At 70.1% G+C, this 21554-nt stretch carries 18 protein-coding genes and 3 pseudogenes; 5 read left to right on the top strand and 16 right to left on the bottom strand.

The genetic code is table 11. From position 1 onward, the window contains the following. Window positions 1–43: 43 nt before the first annotated feature. Complete coding sequence (locus tag ACIBBH_RS07525) at window positions 44–1222, bottom strand: adenosine deaminase (RefSeq protein ID WP_399402943.1); 1179 nt, start codon at window positions 1220–1222, stop codon at window positions 44–46. Between the two features lie 113 nt (window positions 1223–1335). Here ACIBBH_RS07525 and ACIBBH_RS07520 point away from each other — a divergent pair, with 113 nt between their 5' ends. Next, on the top strand, window positions 1336–2097 hold the full coding sequence (locus tag ACIBBH_RS07520) for an alpha/beta hydrolase (protein WP_399402941.1): 762 nt from the start codon (window positions 1336–1338) through the stop codon (window positions 2095–2097). Between the two features lie 27 nt (window positions 2098–2124). Here ACIBBH_RS07520 and ACIBBH_RS07515 read toward each other — a convergent pair. The 3 genes and pseudogenes from ACIBBH_RS07515 to ACIBBH_RS07505 all read right to left on the bottom strand — a co-directional run bounded on the left by ACIBBH_RS07515 (window position 2125) and on the right by ACIBBH_RS07505 (window position 4799). Then, window positions 2125–2717 (bottom strand): annotated as a pseudogene (locus ACIBBH_RS07515) (IS5 family transposase). Window positions 2718–2731: 14 nt separating this feature from the next. Continuing rightward, window positions 2732–3583, bottom strand: coding sequence for a putative RNA methyltransferase (locus tag ACIBBH_RS07510; protein ID WP_399402939.1), 852 nt, complete (start codon window positions 3581–3583; stop codon window positions 2732–2734). A gap of 262 nt (window positions 3584–3845) precedes the next feature. Further along, window positions 3846–4799: a LysR substrate-binding domain-containing protein gene (locus tag ACIBBH_RS07505; RefSeq protein WP_399402937.1), complete on the bottom strand. Its 954-nt coding sequence runs from the start codon at window positions 4797–4799 to the stop codon at window positions 3846–3848. Between the two features lie 63 nt (window positions 4800–4862). Here ACIBBH_RS07505 and ACIBBH_RS07500 point away from each other — a divergent pair, with 63 nt between their 5' ends. The 3 genes and pseudogenes from ACIBBH_RS07500 to ACIBBH_RS07490 all read left to right on the top strand — a co-directional run bounded on the left by ACIBBH_RS07500 (window position 4863) and on the right by ACIBBH_RS07490 (window position 7558). After that, on the top strand, window positions 4863–6143 hold the full coding sequence (locus ACIBBH_RS07500) for an MFS transporter (RefSeq protein WP_399402935.1): 1281 nt from the start codon (window positions 4863–4865) through the stop codon (window positions 6141–6143). 79 nt (window positions 6144–6222) lie between these two features. Next, window positions 6223–6364, top strand: a pseudogene (locus ACIBBH_RS07495) (DNA polymerase III subunit beta); the annotation flags it as partial. 177 nt (window positions 6365–6541) lie between these two features. After that, window positions 6542–7558: a sigma-70 family RNA polymerase sigma factor gene (locus ACIBBH_RS07490; RefSeq protein WP_399402933.1), complete on the top strand. Its 1017-nt coding sequence runs from the start codon at window positions 6542–6544 to the stop codon at window positions 7556–7558. Here the strand turns inward: ACIBBH_RS07490 and ACIBBH_RS07485 are convergent. The 10 genes and pseudogenes from ACIBBH_RS07485 to ACIBBH_RS07440 all read right to left on the bottom strand — a co-directional run bounded on the left by ACIBBH_RS07485 (window position 7442) and on the right by ACIBBH_RS07440 (window position 18180). Next, window positions 7442–7828, bottom strand: a complete 387-nt coding sequence (locus ACIBBH_RS07485; RefSeq protein ID WP_399402931.1) for an STAS domain-containing protein — start codon at window positions 7826–7828, stop codon at window positions 7442–7444. The genes ACIBBH_RS07490 and ACIBBH_RS07485 overlap by 117 nt on opposite strands. Window positions 7829–7844: 16 nt before the next feature. After that, a pseudogene (locus ACIBBH_RS07480) lies at window positions 7845–8221 on the bottom strand (hypothetical protein). Between the two features lie 95 nt (window positions 8222–8316). Continuing rightward, window positions 8317–9600 carry a thymidine phosphorylase gene (locus ACIBBH_RS07475; RefSeq protein WP_399402929.1) on the bottom strand — a complete coding sequence of 428 codons (1284 nt, stop codon included), beginning with the start codon at window positions 9598–9600 and terminating at the stop codon, window positions 8317–8319. A gap of 104 nt (window positions 9601–9704) precedes the next feature. After that, complete coding sequence (locus ACIBBH_RS07470; protein WP_399402927.1) at window positions 9705–10103, bottom strand: cytidine deaminase; 399 nt, start codon at window positions 10101–10103, stop codon at window positions 9705–9707. Beyond that, on the bottom strand, window positions 10100–11362 hold the full coding sequence (locus tag ACIBBH_RS07465; protein WP_399402925.1) for an ABC transporter permease: 1263 nt from the start codon (window positions 11360–11362) through the stop codon (window positions 10100–10102). The genes ACIBBH_RS07470 and ACIBBH_RS07465 overlap by 4 nt, the downstream gene beginning before the upstream one ends. Continuing rightward, a complete protein-coding gene (locus tag ACIBBH_RS07460; RefSeq protein WP_399402923.1) occupies window positions 11359–12477 on the bottom strand; it encodes an ABC transporter permease in 1119 nt (372 codons plus the stop codon). Before ACIBBH_RS07460 ends, ACIBBH_RS07465 begins: the two co-directional genes overlap by 4 nt. Further along, window positions 12474–14138 (bottom strand): ABC transporter ATP-binding protein, encoded by a 1665-nt coding sequence (locus tag ACIBBH_RS07455; RefSeq protein WP_399403633.1) that lies wholly within the window; start codon window positions 14136–14138, stop codon window positions 12474–12476. Before ACIBBH_RS07455 ends, ACIBBH_RS07460 begins: the two co-directional genes overlap by 4 nt. 224 nt (window positions 14139–14362) lie before the next feature. Further along, complete coding sequence (locus tag ACIBBH_RS07450; protein ID WP_399402921.1) at window positions 14363–15409, bottom strand: BMP family protein; 1047 nt, start codon at window positions 15407–15409, stop codon at window positions 14363–14365. A 215-nt stretch (window positions 15410–15624) separates the two neighbouring features. After that, entirely contained in the window at window positions 15625–16653 is a 1029-nt protein-coding gene (locus ACIBBH_RS07445) for a BMP family protein (protein ID WP_399402919.1), read from the bottom strand. A 294-nt stretch (window positions 16654–16947) separates the two neighbouring features. Continuing rightward, window positions 16948–18180, bottom strand: coding sequence for an amidohydrolase (locus ACIBBH_RS07440; RefSeq protein ID WP_399402917.1), 1233 nt, complete (start codon window positions 18178–18180; stop codon window positions 16948–16950). 439 nt (window positions 18181–18619) lie between these two features. On the opposite strand from ACIBBH_RS07440, the gene ACIBBH_RS07435 reads away from it, so the two are divergent. Continuing rightward, window positions 18620–19312: a class I SAM-dependent DNA methyltransferase gene (locus ACIBBH_RS07435; RefSeq protein ID WP_399402915.1), complete on the top strand. Its 693-nt coding sequence runs from the start codon at window positions 18620–18622 to the stop codon at window positions 19310–19312. Between the two features lie 75 nt (window positions 19313–19387). On the opposite strand, the gene ACIBBH_RS07430 is transcribed toward ACIBBH_RS07435, so the two are convergent. Together ACIBBH_RS07430 and ACIBBH_RS07425 are read right to left on the bottom strand one after the other, a co-directional pair. Continuing rightward, window positions 19388–20563: a hypothetical protein gene (locus tag ACIBBH_RS07430; protein WP_399402913.1), complete on the bottom strand. Its 1176-nt coding sequence runs from the start codon at window positions 20561–20563 to the stop codon at window positions 19388–19390. A 44-nt stretch (window positions 20564–20607) separates the two neighbouring features. Continuing rightward, window positions 20608–21546, bottom strand: a complete 939-nt coding sequence (locus tag ACIBBH_RS07425) for an N-acetylneuraminate synthase family protein (RefSeq protein ID WP_399402911.1) — start codon at window positions 21544–21546, stop codon at window positions 20608–20610. Between the last annotated feature and the right edge of the window lie 8 nt (window positions 21547–21554).

Below are 21554 nucleotides of genomic sequence, written 5' to 3'. Positions count from 1 at the left end.
GTTCCGTGGCCGCCGCCCGCCGGCCCTGGATCAGCTGTCCGGATCAGCTCTCCGGATGCACAGAACTCTTGGTGGACGCGGTCTGCCGGAACAGCCATTCGGATTTCAGCTCGGCGTATCCGGGCTTGATGACGTCATTGATCATGGCCAGTCGTTCGTCGAAGGGAATGAACGCCGATTTCATCGCATTGACGGAGAACCACTGCATGTCGTCGAGCGTGTAACCGAACGCCTCGACGAGATGCTCGAACTCCCCGCTCATGCTGGTGTGCGACATCAGACGATTGTCCGTGTTGACCGTGGCCCGGAAGTGCAGGCGCCGCAGCAGCCCGATCGGGTGCTCGGCGTAGGAGGCGGCCGCCCCGGTCTGGAGATTGGAGCTGGGGCACAGCTCGAGCGGGATGCGCTTGTCCCGGACGTACGACGCCAGCCGTCCGAGTTTCACCGAGCCGTCCTCGTGGACCTGGATGTCGTCGATGATCCGCACACCGTGCCCGAGCCGGTCGGCGCCGCACCACTGGAGGGCCTGCCAGATGGACGGCAGCCCGAAGGCCTCGCCGGCGTGGATGGTGAAGTGGTTGTTCTCGCGCTTGAGGTACTCGAAGGCGTCCAGGTGCCGGGTGGGCGGGTAGCCCGCCTCGGCTCCGGCGATGTCGAAGCCGACGACGCCGAGGTCCCGGTAGCGGTTGGCGAGTTCGGCGATCTCCAGGGCGCGGGCGGCGTGCCGCATGGCGGTCAGCAGGGCGCCGACCCGGATGCGGTGGCCGTTCTGCCGGGCGAGCCGCTCCCCTTGCCGGAAGCCCTCGTTGACGGCCTCGACGACCTGCTCCAGGCTGAGCCCGCCCTCCAGGTGCTGCTCGGGCGCGTACCGCACCTCGGCGTACACGACGCCGTCCTCGGCCAGGTCCTCGGCGCACTCGCGGGCCACCCGGACCAGCGCGTCGCGGGTCTGCATCACGCCGACGGTGTGCGAGAAGGTCTCCAGGTACCGCTCCAGGGACCCGGAGTCGGCGGCCTCGGCGAACCAGGTGCCGAGTTTGTCCGGGTCGGTCTCCGGGAGCTGGTCGTAGCCCGTTGCGCGGGCGAGGTCGACGACGGTCCCGGGGCGGAGGCCGCCGTCGAGGTGGTCGTGCAGCAGAACCTTGGGTGCCCGGCGGATCTGGTCCGGCGTCGGGACGCTCCCAGTCGATGCCGTCTGGCTCGGTGCAGTCTGGCTCGTCATTTCCGCACTCTAACTCCTACGCGCGTAGATCACCCGCTGTACGAATCCGTCGATACGTAATGGTGACCCCACCGACGGGTGGCGTACACCGGTACTTCTGACACTGTTCTGTCATGGCACAGGAAGCGACGCCGGCCCGAACGGCCCGGCTGGGCAGGGCAGTCGGCCCGGAACCGTCGGCGGTGAGCGGCGCGGTCCTGCTCCTGCCCGGCGGCGAGGAGGTATCCGCCCGCAGGCCGTCCCCCGTCTGGGCGACGGCCTTCGTCCGCGCCCTCGGACGCCGGCTCGCGCGCGCGGGCCGCGACGAGGGGCTCGCCACGCACGTCGTCCACTACCGCTATCGCGGCTGGAACGGCAGCGAGGCGCATCTGGCGGGCGACGCGTCCTGGGCGGCGGACGAGATCGTACGGCGCTACGGTGACGTCCCCGTATGCCTGGTGGGCCTCGGGATGGGCGGGCGGGCGGCACTGCGGGCGGGCGGGCACGAGGCCGTCAACTCCGTGGTCGCTGTCGCCCCCTGGCTGCCCGAGGACGACGTGGCCGCTCCCGCAGAGCCGGTGAAGCAGCTCGTGGGACGGCGGGTCCTGATCGTGCACGGCACGAACGACGAGCGGAGCGATCCGGAGTTGTCCTTCCGGCTGGCGGTCCGGGCGAAGAAGGTCAACCGGGAGGTGTGCCGCTTCGAAGTCCATTCGGACGGGCACGGGCTGCACCAGTACCGGGGGGAAGTGCAGGCGCTGGTCGCGGACTTCGCGATGGGGGCGTTGTTCGGCCATGCGTGCCCGCGCCCGCTGGAGGACGCGTTGGCGGCGCCGCCGCCCATCGGGTTGCGGATGCCGCTGGCTGTGGGGTTCGGGCGGTCACTGCGCTCCTAGGAACTCTCCTGGGCCAGGCCGTGTCTCTCAACTTCGTAGCCAGGTAATGACCGCCGCCAGCACGGCTGCAGAGCGATAGACGATCGCAAGTTTGTCGTAGCGGGTGGCCAGGCCCCGCCACTGCTTGAACAGGTTGAAAGACCGTTCCACGACGTTCCCACGCTTGTAAGTCTCGGTGTCCAGAGTGCGGGGTCGTCCACCGCCGCGGCCCTTTCTCGTGCGGTTGGCCTGCTGATCGGCGCGTTCGGGGATCACGGTGCGGATGCCGCGGGCCGCGAGGTCTGCGCGGATCTGCGCGTGCCGGTGAGTCCGGTTGATCGTCGAGTCGACCGAGACAGTCCAATCGATCCCGCCGATCGAGTCCGCCTGAGCGGTCAACTGCGCCAGAACGGTGTCCCGGGTACCGTCAGCCGCCCACCTGCGATGGCGCTTCCATACCGTCTGCCAGGGCCCGAACGCCTCACGGGGCAGATCTCTCTCCACGGGATTCCGGTGCGGTACCGGTAGATGATCCCTTCGATGATGCGACGGTGGTCGGCGAACGGACGCCCAGCCTTACCCGTATTGCAGGGAAGGCAGGGCGCCAGGCGCGCCCACTGCTCGTCGGTCAGCAGGCGCATGCGCCCGCTCGTGGTCACCGAGGCTGGTAAGCGGTGGCCAGCACGGAGACGGTGATTCGGTCGGGCAGGAGGGCGTCATCGGTCAGGTCTGCAGGACTTAAGTGACGTGCGCTCGGCGTCATTCCAACCAGGTCGAGCACCTCCTGCCTGGTCGCAGACATGGTGTACTCGACCTGTTCGGTAACGGCAGCCTCGAAGTAGGGATCCAGCACTCGGTGCAGTCGCTGTTCCTTGGCCGGGTCGATCGTGACCATCGCAGGCACCCGGCCGCGCAGCTCGGCCAGGTGCCGCCCGGTGGGACGGACGACGATCAACCGGCCGGTCGGGCGCAGCACCCGGTGGAACTCGGCCGGGTTGCGCGGGGCGAACACGTCCAGCACGACATCGGCCACTCCGCTGGCCAGCGGAAAGGGGCGGAAAACGTCCCAGGCCGCCGCGGCGGCTCGTTCATGGGCCCGGGCCGCTGAGCGCAGCGCGCGCACCGATGTGTCCAGCCCCAGACCACGGGCGCAGGGCAACTGGTCCAGCACGCTGGCCAGGTAGTCGCCCGTGCCGCACCCCACGTCCACAACCGTGGTCTGCTCAGACACGGCGTCGGCCGCCAGGCTGGCCACGACTTTGCGGATGGGCGCGTACGTGTCGGTCGACAGGAACCGGGCCCGAGCCTGGGCCATGGCCGCGTCATCGCCGCTGGTGGCGCGGGTGCCCGTCAGCAGGCTGGCATAGCCGTGGCGGGCGATGTCGAAGGTGTGGCCCGCCGGGCAGTGCAGTGCGCCGCGGTCGGGGTGCAGGCGGCGCGTGTGGCACGTTGGACAGCGCAGCAGGTCGAGGAACAGTTCGAGGGCAGGGGGAAGCGACACAGGCACGAGACACTCCTGGCAAGGGTGACGGGAAGAAACCGTGCCTGCATGCGCGCTCAGAACGTCACTGCCTCAGGAAGGAACGGGCAGCGTGTGGAAACGTGGTTCACGCAACAGGCACACCAAGGAGGGCGATGCCGTCCGGCATCGCCCTCAACGTCTTCCGGTCACAGGAAGCAGCAGTGCGGGGTGCTCATGAATGTCACACCATGAGTCTACGAGCATCGGCGAAGCCCTTCATGCGCGCCGAAGTTGGGAGACACGGCCTCTAGGAGGGGAGCAGGCTGCCGCGCCTCGACAGCAGGAACCTCTTGAATGCTGCCACCGGCGGTGTGTCCGGGTGGCCGTCCAGCCAGGCCACGCCGATTTCCCGGGCCGCCCGCGGGGCGGTGACCGTCAGTTCCACGACTCCCGGGCGGGGAAAGACCGGCGGGGGCAGGAGGGCCACGCCCAGGCCCGCCGCCACCAGGCCCCGCAGGGTTTCGGCCTCCTCGCCCTCGAAGGCGACGCGCGGTTTGAAGCCCGCCTCCTTGCAGAGGTCGTCGGTGATGCGGCGGAGGCCGTAGCCGGGCTCCAGGGTGACGAAGGCCTCGTCGGCGGCCTCGGCCAGGCGGATGCGCCTGCGGGTGGCCAGGGGGTGGTCGGCGGGGACGACGAGGCGGAGCTTCTGTTCGTCGAGGCGGCGGGCGACCAGGTCGGGGGCGTCGGGGACCGGGGAGGTCAGGCAGAGGTCCAGTTCGCCGGCGCGCAGACGCTCCAGCATCGCCTCGCCGTAGTTCTGGACGAGGCTGAAGCGGACCCGGGGGTGGTCGGCGCGGAACGCCTGGATCAGGCCGGGGACGGTCTCGGCGCCCATGGTGTGCAGGAAGCCGAAGGCGACCTTGCCGGTCGTCGGGTCGGCGTCGGCGCGCACCTCGTCGGCGGCCCGCCCGATCTCGGCGAGGGCGCGTTCGACGGAGGTGAGGAAGGTGCGCCCGGCGGGAGTGAGGGCGACGGTGCGGCCCCGGCGGGCGAAGAGGTCGACGCCGAGGTCCTGCTCCAGGCGGACCATGGCGCGGGAGAGTGTGGACTGCGGGACGTTCATCTCCTGGGCGGCCCGTGTGACGTGCTCGGTGCGGGCCACGCCGGCGAAGTACGCCAGGCGTGGGGCGAGCACTGTGACGATGTCTTCTGAGTCACTGTGCTGTGACAGACGCTCTTGTGACCTCGGCTGATGCACCATGGGAACGATTATGGCGATTCCATGCATTGGACGGATGAGCGGGCTCGTCCGTAGGTTCGAAGCATGTCTCCCGCCGATACCGGGGCGTCCACCGTCGTGGGCGCCGCAACGTCCCCTCCCCCTTCCGCCGACTCCCGTATGTCCCCGGGCGGGCCCGGCTACCGCCGGATGAGCCTCGCCCTTTTCCTCGCCGGTGTCGCGACCTTCGCGCTGCTGTACTCCACGCAGGCCCTGCTGCCGCTGATCTCGGGCGAGTTCGGGGTGGCGGCGAGCGAGGCGAGCTGGACGGTGGCGGCGGCGACCGGCGGTCTCGCGCTGTTCGTGCTGCCGATGAGCGCGCTCTCGGAGCGCTTCGGCCGCCGTACGGTGATGACGGGCTCGCTGGTGGTGGCGGTGACCGTCGGGATACTGGTGCCCTTCGCGCCGTCCCTGGGCGCCCTGGTGGTGCTGCGGGCGCTCCAGGGTGCCGCGCTGGCCGGGCTGCCGGCGTCGGCGACGGCCTACCTGGCGGAGGAGGTCCGGCCGAAGGCGCTGGTCACCGCGATCGGCCTGTTCGTCGCGGGCAACAGCATCGGCGGCATGAGCGGCCGGGTGATCACCGGCTGGGTGGCGCAGGAGTGGGGCTGGCGGGTCGCGGTCGGCGTGGTCGGCGCGCTCGCGGTGGCCTGCGCGGTGGCGTTCCGGCTGCTGCTGCCGGCGCCGAAGCACTTCACGCCGGGTTCGCTGCGCCCCCGGGTGCTGGCCCGCACGGTCCGCGACCACCTCGGCGACCCGCTGCTGTGCCGCCTCTACGCGATCGGCGCACTGTTCATGACCGTCTTCGGCGGCGTGTACACGGTGATCGGCTACCGCCTGACGGAGGACCCCTTCGGGCTGCCGCAGGGCATCGTCGGCTCGATCTTCCTCGTGTACCTGGTCGGTACGGTCTCGGCGTCGACGGCGGGCCGGCTGGTGGGCCGCCTGGGCCGCCGCGGCGCGCTGTACCTGGCCGGCGGAACCACGGCGACCGGTCTCCTGCTCTCCCTCGCGGCCTCCCTCCCGCTGGTCCTGCTGGGCCTGGTCCTGATCACGGCGGGCTTCTTCGCGGGCCACGCGGTCGCGTCCTCGGCGGTCAGCAAGACGGCCACGACCGGCCGGGCCCAGGCCTCGGCGCTGTACCAGTCCGCGTACTACATCGGCTCCAGTGCGGGCAGCACGCTCGGCGCGACGGCCTTCCACGCGGGCGGCTGGGCAGGGACGGTCGGCGTGGGCGTTCTGGCGGTGCTCGGCGTCGTCACGATCACGGTGTTCGGGTCGCGGGCGGCCCGGGTCGCGGCACGTCGGGTGCCGGTGGGCGCGCACTAGGACTTGCCGTCCGGGGGCGTGGCTTTTCCCCCAGGGCGGCCCGCGCACTGCCCGCCCGTACGCCCGTACGCCCGTACCGGTGCCGGGCGGGCTGCTGCCGGCGGCCGGGGCCGGGCGGCTGAAGCGTCTCCGGGTTCGACTTCGAGACGGCGGCACGCATCGAGGCCGACGCGCGGACGGAGGGGGCCGGTGAGGTGCTGGTCCTCGGGCGGCGGCTGCTCAAGGCGCTCACCGGCATCTGCTCATGTCCGTCGAACAACTGGTCTGACCGGGGCCTGTCAGGGCTGTGAACTGCGCATTCGTGCGCTCCGGGGGCCGTTGTCAGTGGGCTGCGGTAGCTTCCGAAGTGCTGGGGCGCGAAGGCGCGCGACAGGAACGGCCGCAGGGGTGGGTGGACGATGGGCAACAGCGGCACGGCGACGACGGACCTCGACGTCGCACTGGAGAAGCACCGGACCGAGCTGACCGGGTACTGCTACCGCATGCTCGGCTCCTCCTTCGAAGCGGAGGACGCGGTGCAGGACACCCTGGTCCGCGCCTGGCGGAGCTACGACAAGTTCGAGGGCCGCTCCAGCCTGCGCTCCTGGTTGTACCGGATCGCGACGAACGTCTGCCTGGACATGCTGTCCGCGGGCAACAAGCGCGCCCGGCCGACGGACCTCACGGAGTCGACGCCGCTCGCCCGGGCGGCCCTCTCCCCCCGCCCCGACCACACCTGGCTGGAGCCGATGCCGGACGCCCGCGTGCTGCCGGCGGTCGAGGACCCGGCGGAGGCCGCCGTCGCCAAGGAGTCGGTCCGGCTCGCCTTCATGGCCGCCCTGCAGCAGCTGCCGCCCAAGCAGCGGGCGGTGCTGATCCTGCGCGAGGTGCTGGCGTGGAGGGCGAGCGAGGTCGCCGAGCTGCTCGGCACCACGGTCGCCTCGGTCAACAGCGCGCTCCAGCGGGCGCGGGCGACGCTCGCCGAGCGGGACGACAAGGGCGCTTCGGCGGCCGTGTCCGACCCGCTGGACGAGGAGCAGCAGAAGCTCCTGGAGCGCTATGTGAAGGCGTTCGAGGGGTACGACATGGCGGCGCTCACGGCCCTTCTCCACGAGGACGCCGTCATGACGATGCCGCCGTTCGACCTGTGGCTCACCGGCCACGACGACATCACGGGCTTCATGACGACGCTCGGCGCGGCCTGCGCGGGCTCCCGCCTGCTGCCGGTGCAGGTCAACGGCCTGCCGGGGTTCGCTCAGTACAAGCCGGACCCGGAGGCGGGGGGCTTCGCGCCGTGGGCGGTCCAGGTGCTGGAGATATCAGAGGGCCGGATCACCGGGTTCCACTGCTTCCTCGACACCAAGCGCTGGTTCCCGCTGTTCGGTCTGCCCCTCCACCTCGAAGCGGAGGCCGACGAGGTCGAGGAGGGCGTGTAGCCCGGGGTCGGGGTCGCGGAGGCGTATCCGGCCTCCGGACCGGCGGGCGGCCAGTTCGAGGCGGGCGAGGAGGTCGACGGCGCGAAGTCCGGCGGGCCCGAGCCCGCCGGCGTCCACGACCAGGACTCCGGCCCCGGTGGCCTCCAGGAGCGCCCGCACGTCGTCACAGAGCCCGGTCACCTCTTCCTTGGTGACGGGGCCGGGCAGCACGAGTACGGGGGGTGTCTTGGGCTCCACGTGCTGTAGACCGGGTGGCCACCCGTAACTCATCGGGGCGGGGCGAGCCCTACTCGGCCGGGAACTCGCTGGTGTCGATGACGAGATCGAAGGGTGCGGGAATCTTGAGGGGCTCGCCGAACTTGGCGCTGCTCAGCGGGCGGTAGACATCCCCCTTGGGTTCTCCCGGATGAGCATGCTCATGCGGGACGGCACGGCGATGGCCAACGTCTGGAAGATCTCCCACTCCTCTGGGATCACGGCGTAGAGGCGACGCTGAACGCGTGCCGCGATCACGTTGTGACGGTACGCGGGAGCAGGTGACACGGTGATGCTCCCCTCGATGATCTCCACCTTGCTGCCCTCGGGCCATTCCGTCTCCTCCCAGAACCGGACGAGGTCGTCCCAGCTCTGCTCGGGGTCCTGGCTGACGGCGAGTGCGCTCATGGCGGTTTCCTATCGGTGCGTCACCGATCCCAGCATGCCGAACGGGATCGGCACAGGTCCACCGATCCCGTTCACCGGAACGGTAAATCGCCTGGTCAGGCGATACGTTCCAGCACCACCGGCGACGCCGAGAACTCCGTGCCCTCCGCCGCGACGTCGAAGGAGCCCTCCACCGCCTGCAGCGCGTACTCGAACCGCTCGGGCGTGTCCGTGTGCAGGGTCAGCAGGGGCTGGCCCTCGGTCACCGGCTCGCCGGGCTTGGCGTGGATCTCGACGCCGGCGCCCGCCTGCACCGGGTCCTCCTTGCGGGCGCGGCCGGCGCCGAGGCGCCATGCGGCGATGCCGATGTCGTAGGCGTCGAGGCGGGTCAGGACGCCGGATGCCGGGGCCTTGACCACGTGCTGTTCCTTCGCCGTGGGGAGCGGGGCGTCCGGGTCGCCGCCCTGGGCCGCGATCATGCGGCGCCAGACGTCCATGGCCGAGCCGTCGGCCAGGGCCTTCGCCGGGTCGGCGTCCTTCACTCCGGCCGCGTCGAGCATTTCGCGGGCCAGGGCGATCGTCAGCTCGACCACGTCCGCGGGGCCGCCGCCCGCGAGGACCTCGACCGACTCGCGGACCTCGAGGGCGTTGCCGGCCGTCAGGCCCAGCGGGGTGGACATGTCGGTCAGGAGGGCGACCGTCTTCACGCCGTGGTCCGTGCCGAGGCCCACCATCGTCGACGCCAGTTCCCGGGCGTCCTCGACGGTCTTCATGAAGGCGCCCGTGCCGACCTTCACGTCCAGGACGAGCGAGCCGGTGCCCTCGGCGATCTTCTTCGACATGATCGACGAGGCGATCAGCGGGATGGCCTCCACCGTGCCGGTCACGTCCCGGAGGGCGTACAGCTTCTTGTCCGCCGGGGCGAGGCCGTCGCCCGCCGCGCAGATCACCGCGCCGGTGGTGTCCAGGACGTGCAGCATCTCCTCGTTGGAGAGCAGGGCGCGCCAGCCGGGGATGGACTCCAGCTTGTCGAGGGTGCCGCCCGTGTGGCCGAGGCCGCGGCCGGAGAGCTGCGGGACGGCCGCGCCGCAGGCCGCGACCAGCGGGGCCAGCGGGAGGGTGATCTTGTCGCCGACGCCGCCCGTGGAGTGCTTGTCGGCTGTCGGGCGGGACAGGGACGAGAAGTCCATGCGCTCGCCGGAGGCGATCATCGCGGCGGTCCAGCGGGCGATCTCGCGGCGGTTCATGCCGTTGAGCAGGATGGCCATCGCGAGCGCGGACATCTGCTCGTCGGCGACCTCGCCGCGCGTGTACGCGTCGATGACCCAGTCGATCTGCTCGTCGCTGAGCTCACCGCGGTCCCGCTTGGTGCGGATGACGGAGATGGCGTCCATGGCCATGGCCTCGTTCCTTCCGGAGTGTGGTGCGAAAGCCCACGGCCCCTCCGATCGGCTCGTGAAGCCTGGTGGAGCCCGGAGGGGCCGCAGGGGAGATACGGGAGTTACTAGGTGAGATGGTCGGGCCCGAAGGCCTGGGGCAGCATCTGCGACAGCGGCAGGATGCCCGCCGGGGTGTCCAGGAGCAGGTCCGGCCCGCCGAACTCGTACAGCAGCTGGCGGCAACGCCCGCACGGCACCAGCAGGCCGCCGCTGCCGTCCACGCACGTGAAGTGGGTCAGGCGGCCGCCGCCCGTGCGCTGCAGCTGAGAGACCAGCCCGCACTCGGCGCACAGGCCGAGCCCGTACGAGGCGTTCTCGACGTTGCAGCCGGTGACCGTGCGCCCGTCGTCGACGAGGGCCGCGACGCCGACCGGATAGCCCGAGTAGGGGGCGTAGGCGTGGGACATGGCCTCCCGCGCCTTCGCCCGCAGCGCCTCCCAGTCGAAGTCGGCGGGCGGGGTCACTTGCCCTGTCCCTTCCGGTACGGCAGGCCGTCCGCCTTCGGCATCCGCAGGGACTGCGCGGACAGCGAGAGGACGAGCAGGGTGACGATGTACGGAGTCGCCGTCACGAGCTGGCGCGGGACCTCGTTCGTGGCGGTGTACCAGAGGAACATCAGGGCCGCGGTGGTGACGGTGATGACGGCGGGCACGTACTTCTTCTTCCAGGCGAGGTACGCCGCGCCGAACACCAGCAGGATCGCCAGCAGCAGGATCAGCGCGTGGACGTTCACCGTGCCGCCGCGCAGGTTGAGGCTGTCGGTGTAGCCGAACAGTCCCGCGCCGATGGCCAGGCCGCCCGGCATCCAGTTGCCGAAGATCATCGCGGCGAGGCCGATGTAGCCGCGGCCGGCGGTCTGGCCGTCGAGGTAGACGTTCGAGGCGACGATCGAGAGGAAGGCGCCGCCGAGCCCGGCGAAGCCGCCCGAGACGATCACGGCGATGTACTTGTACTTGTAGACGTTCACACCCAGCGACTCCGCCGCGACCGGGTTCTCACCGCAGGAGCGCAGGCGCAGGCCGAACGCCGTGCGCCACAGCACCCACCAGGTGAGCGGGACGAGGGCCACCGCGATGACGGTGAGCGGCGACAGGTCGGTGACCAGGCCGCCGAGCAGGCCGCCGATGTCCGAGACCAGGAACCAGTGCTTGCGGTTGAGGGTGTCCAGCCAGTCGGACAGGCCGGGGATGCTGAAGGTGCCCAGCGAGTCGATCGGCGGGGACTGCTTGGAGGAGCCCTGCGGGGCGTTCTCGAAGGTGAACTTCGACAGGTAGCGGGTGGTGCCCAGGGCCAGGATGTTCAGGGCCACACCGGAGACGATGTGGTTGACGTTGAAGGTGACGGTGGCGATGGCGTGCAGGACGGCGCCGAGGGCACCGCCGACGATGCCGAAGGCCACGCCGGCCCACGGGCCCCACTGGTAGCCGGCCCAGGCGCCGAACCAGGTGCCGAGGATCATCATGCCCTCTAGGCCGATGTTGACGACGCCGGAGCGCTCGGCCCACAGGCCGCCCAGGCCGGCGAGCCCGATCGGCACGGCGAGGCGCAGGGCGGTGGACATCTGGCCGGTCGAGGTGATGCCGTCCGCGCCGGTGATCAGGCGGACGATCGAGGTCAGCACCAGCACGCCCGCGATGACGAGCAGGAGTACCGGGAGCGAGATACGGCGGCTGCGCTTGCCGGGCTGCTGGGCCTGCGGCTTCGCTGCGGTCGCGGTGGTCATCGGGCCGCCACCTCCTTCTTGGTCTTCTGAGCGGCGGCCAGCTCGGCGCCGACCCGGCTCTGCTGGCGGCGCAGAGCCCACTGGCGTACGAACTCGTACGAGATGACGACCGCGAACACGATCAGGCCCTGCATGATCGTGGCGATCTCCTTCGGGTACGCCTCCGGGGTCGCGTAGTCGAGGGCGGGCGAGGCCTTGTCGAGGAAGGCCCACAGCAGGGCGGCGAACGCGATGCCGCCGGGGTTGTTGCGGCCGAGCAGGGCGATGCCGATGGCGGTGAAGCCCAGGCCTGCCGGGAAGCTCAGGCTGTAGGTGTGGGTGTCGCCGAGCAGCAGCGGGAGACCGGACAGGCCCGCGATGGCGCCGGAGATCAGCATGGAGATCAGCACCATCCGCTTGGCGTCGACGCCGGAGGCCGCGGCGGCGGTCTCGGAGGCGCCGGTGGCGCGCAGGTCGAAGCCGAAGCGGGTGCGGTTGAGGACGAGCCAGTAGCCGACGCCCAGCAGGACCGCGAGGAAGACGAGGCCGTAGATCTCGCCGACGTCCGAGCCCAGGTTGATGCCGGGGAACCAGCCGGACTTCTTCATGATGCCGGTCGTCATGTTGTTGCCGACCTGCACACCCCAGACGTCGGCCAGGGTGACGTAGCCGATGACGCTGGTGGCGATCGCGTTCAGCATGATCGTCGCGACGACCTCGCTGACGCCCCGGGTGACCTTCAGGACGCCCGCGATGCCGGCCCAGAAGGCGCCGGTGCACATGGCGACCAGGAGCAGCAGCGGGATCTGCAGGAAGCCCGGCAGGGCGACGTTGGCGCCGACCACGGCGGTCATCACGGCGGCGAGGCGGTACTGGCCGTCGACGCCGATGTTGAACAGGTTCATGCGGAAGCCGAGGGCGACCGCGATGGCGGCGATGTAGTACAGCGACGCCTGGTTGATGATCAGGACCTGGATGTCCGAGTACGGCAGCTGCTGCAGCATCAGCACGTACGGCTCGATCGGGTTCTTGCCCGAGGCGATCAGCACGACCGAGGTCAGCACGATCGCCAGGAGGAGCGCGATGACCGGTCCGGCCACCGCGATGAGCAGCCGCTCCTTGTCGAACTTCTTCATCGGGCCTCGTCCTCCGGACCGGCGTTGTCGTCGGTGGTCTCTACGTGCTCCAGGTGACCGGACGCGGCACCCGTCATCGCCGAGCCCAGCTCCTCCGGAGTGACGGTGGCGGGGTCGGCGTCCGCGACGAGCCTGCCGTCGTAGATCACGCGCAGGGTGTCCGACAGGCCGATCAGCTCGTCCAGGTCGGCGGAGATCAACAGCACGGCCAGGCCCTCGCGGCGGGCCTGCCGGATGCGGTCCCAGATCTGCGCCTGGGCGCCGACGTCCACACCGCGGGTGGGGTGGGCGGCGATCAGGAACTTCGGGTTGTGGCTCATCTCGCGGCCGACGATCAGCTTCTGCTGGTTGCCGCCGGAGAGGGAGGCCGCCGTGACGTCGATGCCCGGGGTGCGGACGTCGTACTCCTCGACGATCCGCCGGGTGTCGGCCTGGGCGCCCTTGGGGTCGAGCCAGAAGCCCCTGGCGTTGGGCTTCTCGGTGACGTGGCCGAGGATGCGGTTCTCCCAGAGCGGGGATTCCAGGAGGAGGCCCTGGCGGTGGCGGTCCTCGGGGATGTAGCCGACGCCCTGCTCGCGACGCCTGCGGGTGGGCCAGGGGGTGATGTCCTCGCCGAGGAAGAGGATCCGGCCGGAGTCGGCGTGCTTGGTGCCGATCAGGGCGTCGATCAGCTCGGTCTGGCCGTTGCCCTCGACACCGGCGATGCCCATGACCTCGCCGGCGCGGATGGTGAAGCTGACGTTGTCAAGGACGCGCTTGGCCTCGCCGGCCCCCGCGAACTCGGTGAGCCCGGCCGCCGAGGGCTCGGCCTCGGTACCGAGGGAGGCGCCGCCGCTGGCGTAGACGGTGAGGTCCCGCACCTCGAGCACGACCTTGTCGGTCACGGTCGACTCGGCGGTCTCCGGGGTGGGCAGCTCGCTGCCGACCATCATCTCGGCGAGCTGGCGCGGCGTGGTCTCCGACGGGATCGCCGTGCCCACGGTCGTGCCGCGCCGGATGACGGTGATGTCGTCGGCGACGGAGAGCACCTCGCCCAGCTTGTGCGAGATGAAGATGACGGAGAGGCCCTCGGACTTCAGCTCGCGCAGGTTGTCGAAGAGCGCGTCGACCTCCTGCGGGACGAGCACGGCGGTCGGCTCGTCGAGGATCAGGGTCCTGGCGCCGCGGAAGAGGACCTTGAGGATCTCCACGCGCTGGCGGTCGGCGACACCGAGGTCCTCCACGAGGACGTCCGGGCGGACACCGAGGCCGTAGCGGTCGGAGATGTCCTTGATCTTCCTGCGGGCGCCGCCGCCGATGCCGTACAGCTTCTCGCTGCCGAGCACCACGTTCTCCAGCACGGTCAGGTTGTCGGCCAGCATGAAGTGCTGGTGGACCATGCCGATGCCGCGGGCGATGGCGTCGGCCGGGCTGTGGAAGCTCACCTGCTCACCGTCGACCGCGATGGTGCCCTCGTCCGGCTTCTGCATGCCGTAGAGGATCTTCATCAGGGTCGACTTGCCGGCGCCGTTCTCGCCGACCAGGGCGTGCACGGTGCCCTTGCGGACCGTGAGGTGGATGTCGTGGTTGGCGACGACACCGGGGAATCGCTTGGTGATGCCCGCGAGCTCTACCGCGACTGTCGACTGAGCGGTGAGCGGAGGGCTGCTGGACGCGTCGATGGCGCACTCTCCTCGGGAAAGGGGCCGCTCTACGCGCGTAGCGCCCCTGCTTTAAATAGTGCCCGGACCTGATCGGCCTTGTTCAAGACGCTCAAGTACCCGATCCGTTCCGAGCATTCTGCCGCGCGAACGGGGCGCGGAGAGACATGCTCCCCGTGCCCCGTTCCGTGGCCGTAACGCTGCCATTACAGCGCTCTTTTGGCCAAGGCCTCTGCCCGAGACGGTCAGGAGGTCTTCACCTTGATGGTGCCGTTCTTGATGCCCTCCTCGGCCTTCTTGATCGCGGCCTGCATGTCGGCGTTGTTCTTGAAGGTCGGGTTGGAGTCGGCCAGGCCCACGCCGCCGTTGGCGAGCGAGCCGCGGATCTCGCCGGAGAGCGGCTTCTTGTCCTTGAGGACGGACTTGGACAGCTCGTACACCGCGCCCTCGACGTTCTTCAGCGCCGAGGTCAGGATGTAGTTCTTGTACGGGGCCAGCGCGGTCTGCTGGTACTGGTCGGAGTCCACACCGATGGCCCACACCTTGTGCGCGGCGGCGGACTTGATCACGCCCTGGCCGGAGAGGCCGGCGGCGGCGTAGACCACGTCGGCACCGGCGTCGATCTGGCCGTCCGCGGCGTTCTCACCCTTGTCGGGGCTGGAGAAGCCGCCTTCCTGGGCCGTCTCGGTCAGGTACTGCTTCTCGACCTTGATCTTCGGGTTGACCGACTGGGCGCCCTGGACGAAGCCCGCCTCGAACTTGTGGATCAGCGGGATGTCCACACCGCCGATGAAGCCGATGTGGTTCTTCTTGGTGGCCTTGGCGGCGGCGACACCGGCGAGGTAGGAGGACTCCTCCTCGTGGAAGACCATGTCGGCGACGTTCTTCGCCTTGATCGTGTTGTCGTCGATGATGCCGAAGGTCACCTTCGGGTACTTGGCGGCGACCGTCTTCACGGCCGGCGCGTAGGAGTAGCCGACACCGATGATCGGGTTGTAACCCTGCTTGGCGAGCGTCTCCAGGCGCTGCACCTTGTCGGCGTCGGACTCGTTGTCCTGCGGCTCGACGTCCCGGGCCTTCACGCCGAAGTCCTTCTCGGCCTTCTGCAGGCCCGCATAGGCGGCGTCGTTGAAGGACTGGTCGCCCTTGCCGCCGACGTCGTACGCAAGACCGATGCCCTTGGACTTGCCACCGGTGGAGGACGAGGTCGACGAGCTGCCACAGGCGGAAACAGTGACGGCAAGAGCTGCGGTTGCAACGCCTGCAACCGCGATACGGGACACCCGGCGCATGGAACGAGACTCCTTCGTGCAAGCACCCATACCAGGTGCTGGTTCCGCCGCAGCGTAACGCGCGTAGACCGGACGGAAAACCCCCAATGTCCGGTCCGTTATCGAGCTGTGGCCACAGTCACGGCCAAGGTTACGGACAGCAGTACGCCCCTTGCGGGAGGCAAGGGGCGTACGACTGCAACGGTGCCCGACCGGAGGTATGGGCCGGTGCTGGATCACTTGGTGTTGACGGTGACCTTGCCGTCGATGATGTCCTGCTTGGCCTTGTCGACGGCGGCCACGACCTTGGTCATCGCCTTGTACTTCGGGTTGGAGTCGGCGAAGCCGACGCCGCCCGACTTGAGGGTGCCCTCCACGAGGCCGCTCTCCGGCTTGCCCTCGTACACCGACTTCACCAGGTCGTACACCGCGCCGCCGACGTTCTTCAGGGCGGAGCCGAGGATGTAGTCCTTGTACTTGGCCAGCGCGGTCTGCTGGTACTGGTCGGAGTCGACGCCGATCGCCCAGACCTTGTGCTCGGCGGCGGCCTGGATGACGCCCTGGCCGGAGAGGCCGGCCGCGTGGTAGATCACGTCGGCGCCCGCGTCGATCTGGCCCTGCGCCGCGTCCCTGCCCTTGTCCGGGCTGGAGAAGCCGCCCTCCTGGGCGGTCTGGGTCAGGTACTGGGACTCGATCTTGATCTTCGGGTTGACCGACTTGGCGCCCTGGTCGAAGCCCGCCTCGAAGGTGTGGATGAGCGGGATGTCCACGCCGCCGATGAAGCCGATGTGGTCCTTCTTGGTGGCCGACGCCGCGGCGACGCCCGCGAGGTAGGAGGACTGCTCTGCGGCGAAGACCATGTCGGCGACGTTCTTCGCCTTGATGGTCGAGTCGTCGATCATGCCGAAGGTGACCTTCGGGTACTTGGCGGCGACCTGCTTCACGGCCGGCGCGTAGGAGTAGCCGACACCGATGATCGGGTTGTAGCCGGCCTTGGCCAGGGTCTCCAGGCGCTGCACCTTGTCGGCGTCGGACTCGTTGTCCTGCGGCTCGACGTCCCGCCCGCCGATCTTGAACTCGTCCTCGGCCTTCTTGAAACCGGAGTACGCGGCGTCGTTGAAGGACTGGTCGCCCTTGCCGCCGATGTCGTAGGCCAGGCCTATGCCCTTGCCGGAGTACTTGCCGTCATCGGAGCCTCCACTGCTGGAGTCCGTGCTGGACTTGCCGCACCCGGCGGCCGCGAGGGCGATGACCGCCACGGTCACCGCAGCTTGGGAGAACCTGGTCCTCCGAGAGATCAGACGCACAGCGAGCACCCTTCGTCCCCACGGCACCGTCACCGGCCCGCTCATCCCCAATGTGCCGCCGGTGGCGAAGATGCCGCCGGTGGTGGCGATTCGGCGCACAGTAACGCGCGTAGAAGAGGAGGGGAACGGGGTTTCCCCGGGCCGTTATCGATTCGTGCCGCCCCCGGTTACAACCGCCGACCACCGGTTACACCCGGGTGGCACAAGGGGACGAAGGTGCACCAACCGGGCGGAGCCCCTCGCCCAGCCGTTCTACTGCACGGCGTCCAGCAGCGCAGCCGCGGTGAACAGCTCCACGCCGACCCTGATGGCGCTCTCGTCGGCGTCGAAGTCACCCTGGTGCAGGTCACGCACCGTCCGCTCCCCCGGCGTCCGCACCCCGAGCCGCGCCATGGCCCCCGGCACGCGCTCGAGGTACCAGGAGAAGTCCTCCCCGCCCAGGCTCTGCTCGGTCCCCTCGACCGACTCGACCCCACGCCGCGCGACCATGGCCTCTTGCAGCAGCTCGGTGACCTCCGGGTCGTTCACGACCGGCGGCACACCGCGCACGTAGTTGATCTCGGACTTGGCCCGGTGCAGGGTGGCGACCTCGTCGATCGCCGCGTGCAGCACGTCGGGCGCCAGCCGCCAGGCGTCGATGTCCAGGCAGCGCACGGTCCCGGAGAGCTCGGCATGCTGCGGAATGACGTTCGGCGCATGCCCCGACTCGATCCGCCCCCAGGTCACGGCGAGCCCGCTCCGGCTGTCGACCCGCCGCGCGACCAGCGCGGGCACGTCGGTGACGACCCGTGCCACAGCGGTGACGAGGTCGGTGGTCAGATGCGGCCGAGCGGTGTGCCCACCAGGCCCGTCCAAGGCGATCTCCAGCCGGTCACAGGCACTCGTGATCGCCCCCTGCCGCAACCCGATCCTCCCGGCATCGACCCGGGGATCGCAGTGCACGGCGACGATGCGCCCCACCCCGTCCAGCGCCCCGCACTCGATGGCGTCGCCGGCTCCGCCGGGCAGCACCTCCTCGGCAGGCTGGAAGATCAGCCGCACCGGCCGCGGCAGCAGCCCCTTCTCGTGCAGCGCGGCGAGCACGAGCCCCGCGCCCAGCACGACGGTCGTATGCACGTCATGCCCACAGGCGTGCGCCCGGTCGGGCACGGTGGACCGGTACGAACACTCACTCTTCGTGTCCGGAATCGGCAGCCCGTCGATGTCGGCCCGAAACGCCAGGATGGGCGCCCCGTCGACCTCCTCACCAGGCTCCACCCCGATGTCGCACAGGAGCCCCGTCCCGGAGGTGAGGACACGGGGCTTGAGCCCGGCCTTCTCCAGCCGCGCCTTGATCGCGGCGGTCGTACGGAACTCCTGGTTGCCCAGCTCGGGGTGCATGTGCAGATCGCGCCGGAACGCCACGAGTTCGCCGTACAGCGACTCGCTCAGCAGACCGGGGAGCACGGCATCGCCGGGAAGGTCGGCCTCGGACTCTTGGGACATCAATTGGTTCACCCTCTGAAGGGTAGGACGCCGGACCGGTCAACTGAGCCTCGATCAACAAAACTTCAACCCGTTAGGGGAAGAAAATCCGACCGCCCGACGCATAGCCGTTGTATGGACTGGGTAAACTCGCGCGGCTCGCGCAGGGACACCCATGCCATCTTCTCCTCTTCCACGGATACCACGCAGCGCCAGAGCCACGCTGGAGCAGTCCACGGACCGAAACGGCCCCCCTACCGACACGCCGACCCCATTTGGAGGATCCGGGCCACCCCACCCCCCAACCCACCTGCACCTTTACCGCCCCCGCTGTCCCATATCCTCCCATTACCGCCTCAGGGAACACCCACCTGGGTCACCGGGTCACGACACTGACAAAGAAGCGGGCGACTGACAAAGAAGCGGGCGGCCCCCACGGCAACCCACTAACCTGCGCCCCGTGACCCACCCGAACGCGGACTTCCTCCAGGCCACCCGCTCCTCCTACGACGCGATCGCCAAGGAGTACGCGGACCGCTTCCCCGACGGCCTGGCCTTCAACCCCTTGGACAGAGCCCTGGTCACCGCCTTCGCCGAGCTGGTCAGGGCGAACGCCCCGGCGCCGGTCGCCGATCTCGGCAGTGGCCCCGGTTACGTCACCGCCCGCCTGCACGACCTCGGCGTCCCGGTCTTCGGGGTGGACCTCTCACCCCGGATGGTGGCGCTGGCCCGCGAGGCGCACCCGCACCTCCGGTTCCACGTGGGGTCGATGACGTCGCTGGACCTCCCGGACGGGACGCTGGGCGGCATCCTGGCCCTCTACTCGATCATCCACGTCCCGGACGACCACCTGCCGACGGCGTTCGCGGAGTTCCACCGCACCCTCGTCCCCGGCGGACACGTACTACTGGCCTTCCAGGGGGACGAGGAGGGCCACCTGCGCCTCACGGAACGTTTCGGCCACGAGATCGGCCTGGACTACTACTGGCGGACCCCGGAAACCGTCTCCGCCAGGCTCACCCAAGCGGGTCTCGAGCCCATGGCCGCAACCCGCCGCGCACCGCTCGACGACGAGAAGCGCCCCCGGGTCTTCCTCCTGGCCCGCAAACCCACCCTCAAGCCGGACGACAGCCCACGGCCGGCCCCCGGCTAAGTCCCAGCCGAACCCCAACCAGCCGCCCCCCAGCCGAGCCCGAACCAGCCCCTCCAACCAGCCCCCAGCCACCCCCTAACCCGAACTCACCGCCGCCAACCGATGCACATCCCGAGCGGTCCCCGTGACCCCGGACAGGAAGCCCTGTGCCCGGGGCGACGCGTTCTCGGTCAGCCAGCCGGGGTCGATGTCGCACACGGCGACCCGCACCCCCGTGCCGACGAGGGCCAGTGGCAAGGTGTGGACGACCGTCGAGGGGAAACTCAGGACGGTCCGCCCGATCGGGCCGCGCCGGGCGATCAGCTCCAGCGGCAGGTCGGGGCGGACTATCTCCAGTCCGGTCCACGCGGCGAGCCGGTGGAGCTTCTCGGCGCTCTCCCTGCGGTGGGCGAAGTAGCGGGTGGCCCCGTGGGCCTTGGCCAGGTTGCGGACCGCCTCCAGGTACCGGTCGCCGTCCACGACCCCCGTCTCGACCAGGGACGTGCCGACCATGTCCGCGCCCTTCGTGATGCGCGGGGGCCCGAAGCGGGCGCGGGTCCAGCCGAAGTCGTTGGCCGTGACCGTCACGCCCTCCGGGGTCTCCTCCATCGGCATGGAGGAGAAGACCTCCACCCGGCGGCCGGCGCTGGGGGTCAGCCGGCGGCGGGCGGACGAGGACACCGGCGCGAACAGCAGGTCACGCGGTCCGGGGCGGCCGCCCTTGCGGTGCCAGCGCACCAGGCGCTCGCCCCGGGCGAGCTGGGCGACGAACTCCATCGTCGCCGTGCCGTCGTCGACCACCACCAGGTCCTTGGCCCGGGTGATCGTCAGCAGCAGTTGTACGTAGCGGGAGAAGGGGTCTCCCATGACGATCCGGTCCGCCCGGCGCAGCTGCCCGGCGAGCCCCCCGATGGTGTGGAAGGGCGCGGCCGGGCCGCCCCGCGCCTCCTCCCAGCGGACCCGGTGCCCCTCGTCCCGGGCCAGGTCGGCCATGCGGCGCAGCTGGCCCCGGGTCATGGGATCGGTCGGGGACAGCACGACGACGGTGAGGTCCGCGCCGGCCGGCGGCGGACCGCCGTCCACCGACCGCCGCACCCGGGCGGGCACGGGCACAGGCCCGCGCCCGGACCCGGGCAGCGCCGGCCCCGGGCCGGGCGTGTCCGGCCCGCGCAGGCCGTGGACGTGCGCCCACTCCAGCAGGTTCAGCAACTGCACCGGACTCTCGACGAACGCGAGAGTGCGGGGACCGGTGTTCCCGGCGCGGGGGCTCATCGACGTACGACCGTCCCGTCGTAAAGGACTCGACTGTCCAGGTCTCACACCGCGACCGGCTCGCCCGCCGCCGCCGCGATCTCCGCCTCGGCGACGACGCCGGTGACGCGGCGCAGCTTCTTCATCGGGCCGAGCTCGGAGTCGTAGACCTTCTTCACGCCGTCACCCAGCGAGGCCTCGATCGTGCGGATGTCGCGGACGAGGCGCTGCAGGCCCTGCGGCTCCACCGAGGCGGCCTGGTCGGAGCCCCACATCGCGCGGTCCAGGGTGATGTGGCGCTCGACGAAGGTGGCGCCGAGGGCGACCGCCGCGAGGGTGGTCTGCAGGCCGGTTTCGTGGCCGGAGTAGCCGATCGGGACGTTCGGGTACTCCCGCTCCAGGGTGTTGATCACGCGGAGGTTGAGCTCCTCCGCCTTCGCGGGGTACGTCGACGTGGCGTGGCAGAGCAGGATGTTCTCGCTGCCCAGGACCTCCACCGCGTGCCGGATCTGCTTGGGGGTGGACATGCCCGTCGACAGAATGATCGTGCGCCCGGTCGCCCGCAGCGCCCGCAGCAGTTCGTCGTCGGTCAGGGACGCGGAGGCCACCTTGTGCGCGGGCACGTCGAACTTCTCCAGGAAGGCGACCGCCTCGGTGTCCCACGGGGACGCGAACCAGTCGATGCCCTTCTCCTTGCAGTGCTCGTCGATCTGGCGGTACTCGTCCTCGCCGAACTCCACGCGGTGGCGGTAGTCGATGTAGGTCATCCGGCCCCAGGGGGTGTCACGCTCGATGTCCCACTGATCGCGCGGGGTGCAGATTTCCGGGGTGCGCTTCTGGAACTTCACGGCGTCGCAGCCGGCCTCGGCGGCCACGTCGATCAGCTTGAAGGCGTTCTCCAGCTCACCGTTGTGGTTGATGCCGATCTCGCCGCAGATGTAGACGGGGCGGCCGGGGCCGGCCTCGCGCGAACCGAACGGGCGGGTACGGGAGTTGGTGCTCATCGTGGAGA

Origin of the sequence: Streptomyces sp. NPDC051636, assembly GCF_044453765.1 — a bacterium.
Taxonomy (GTDB): Bacteria; Actinomycetota; Actinomycetes; order Streptomycetales; family Streptomycetaceae; genus Streptomyces.
This window is presented reverse-complemented; position numbering and strand designations above follow the sequence as displayed.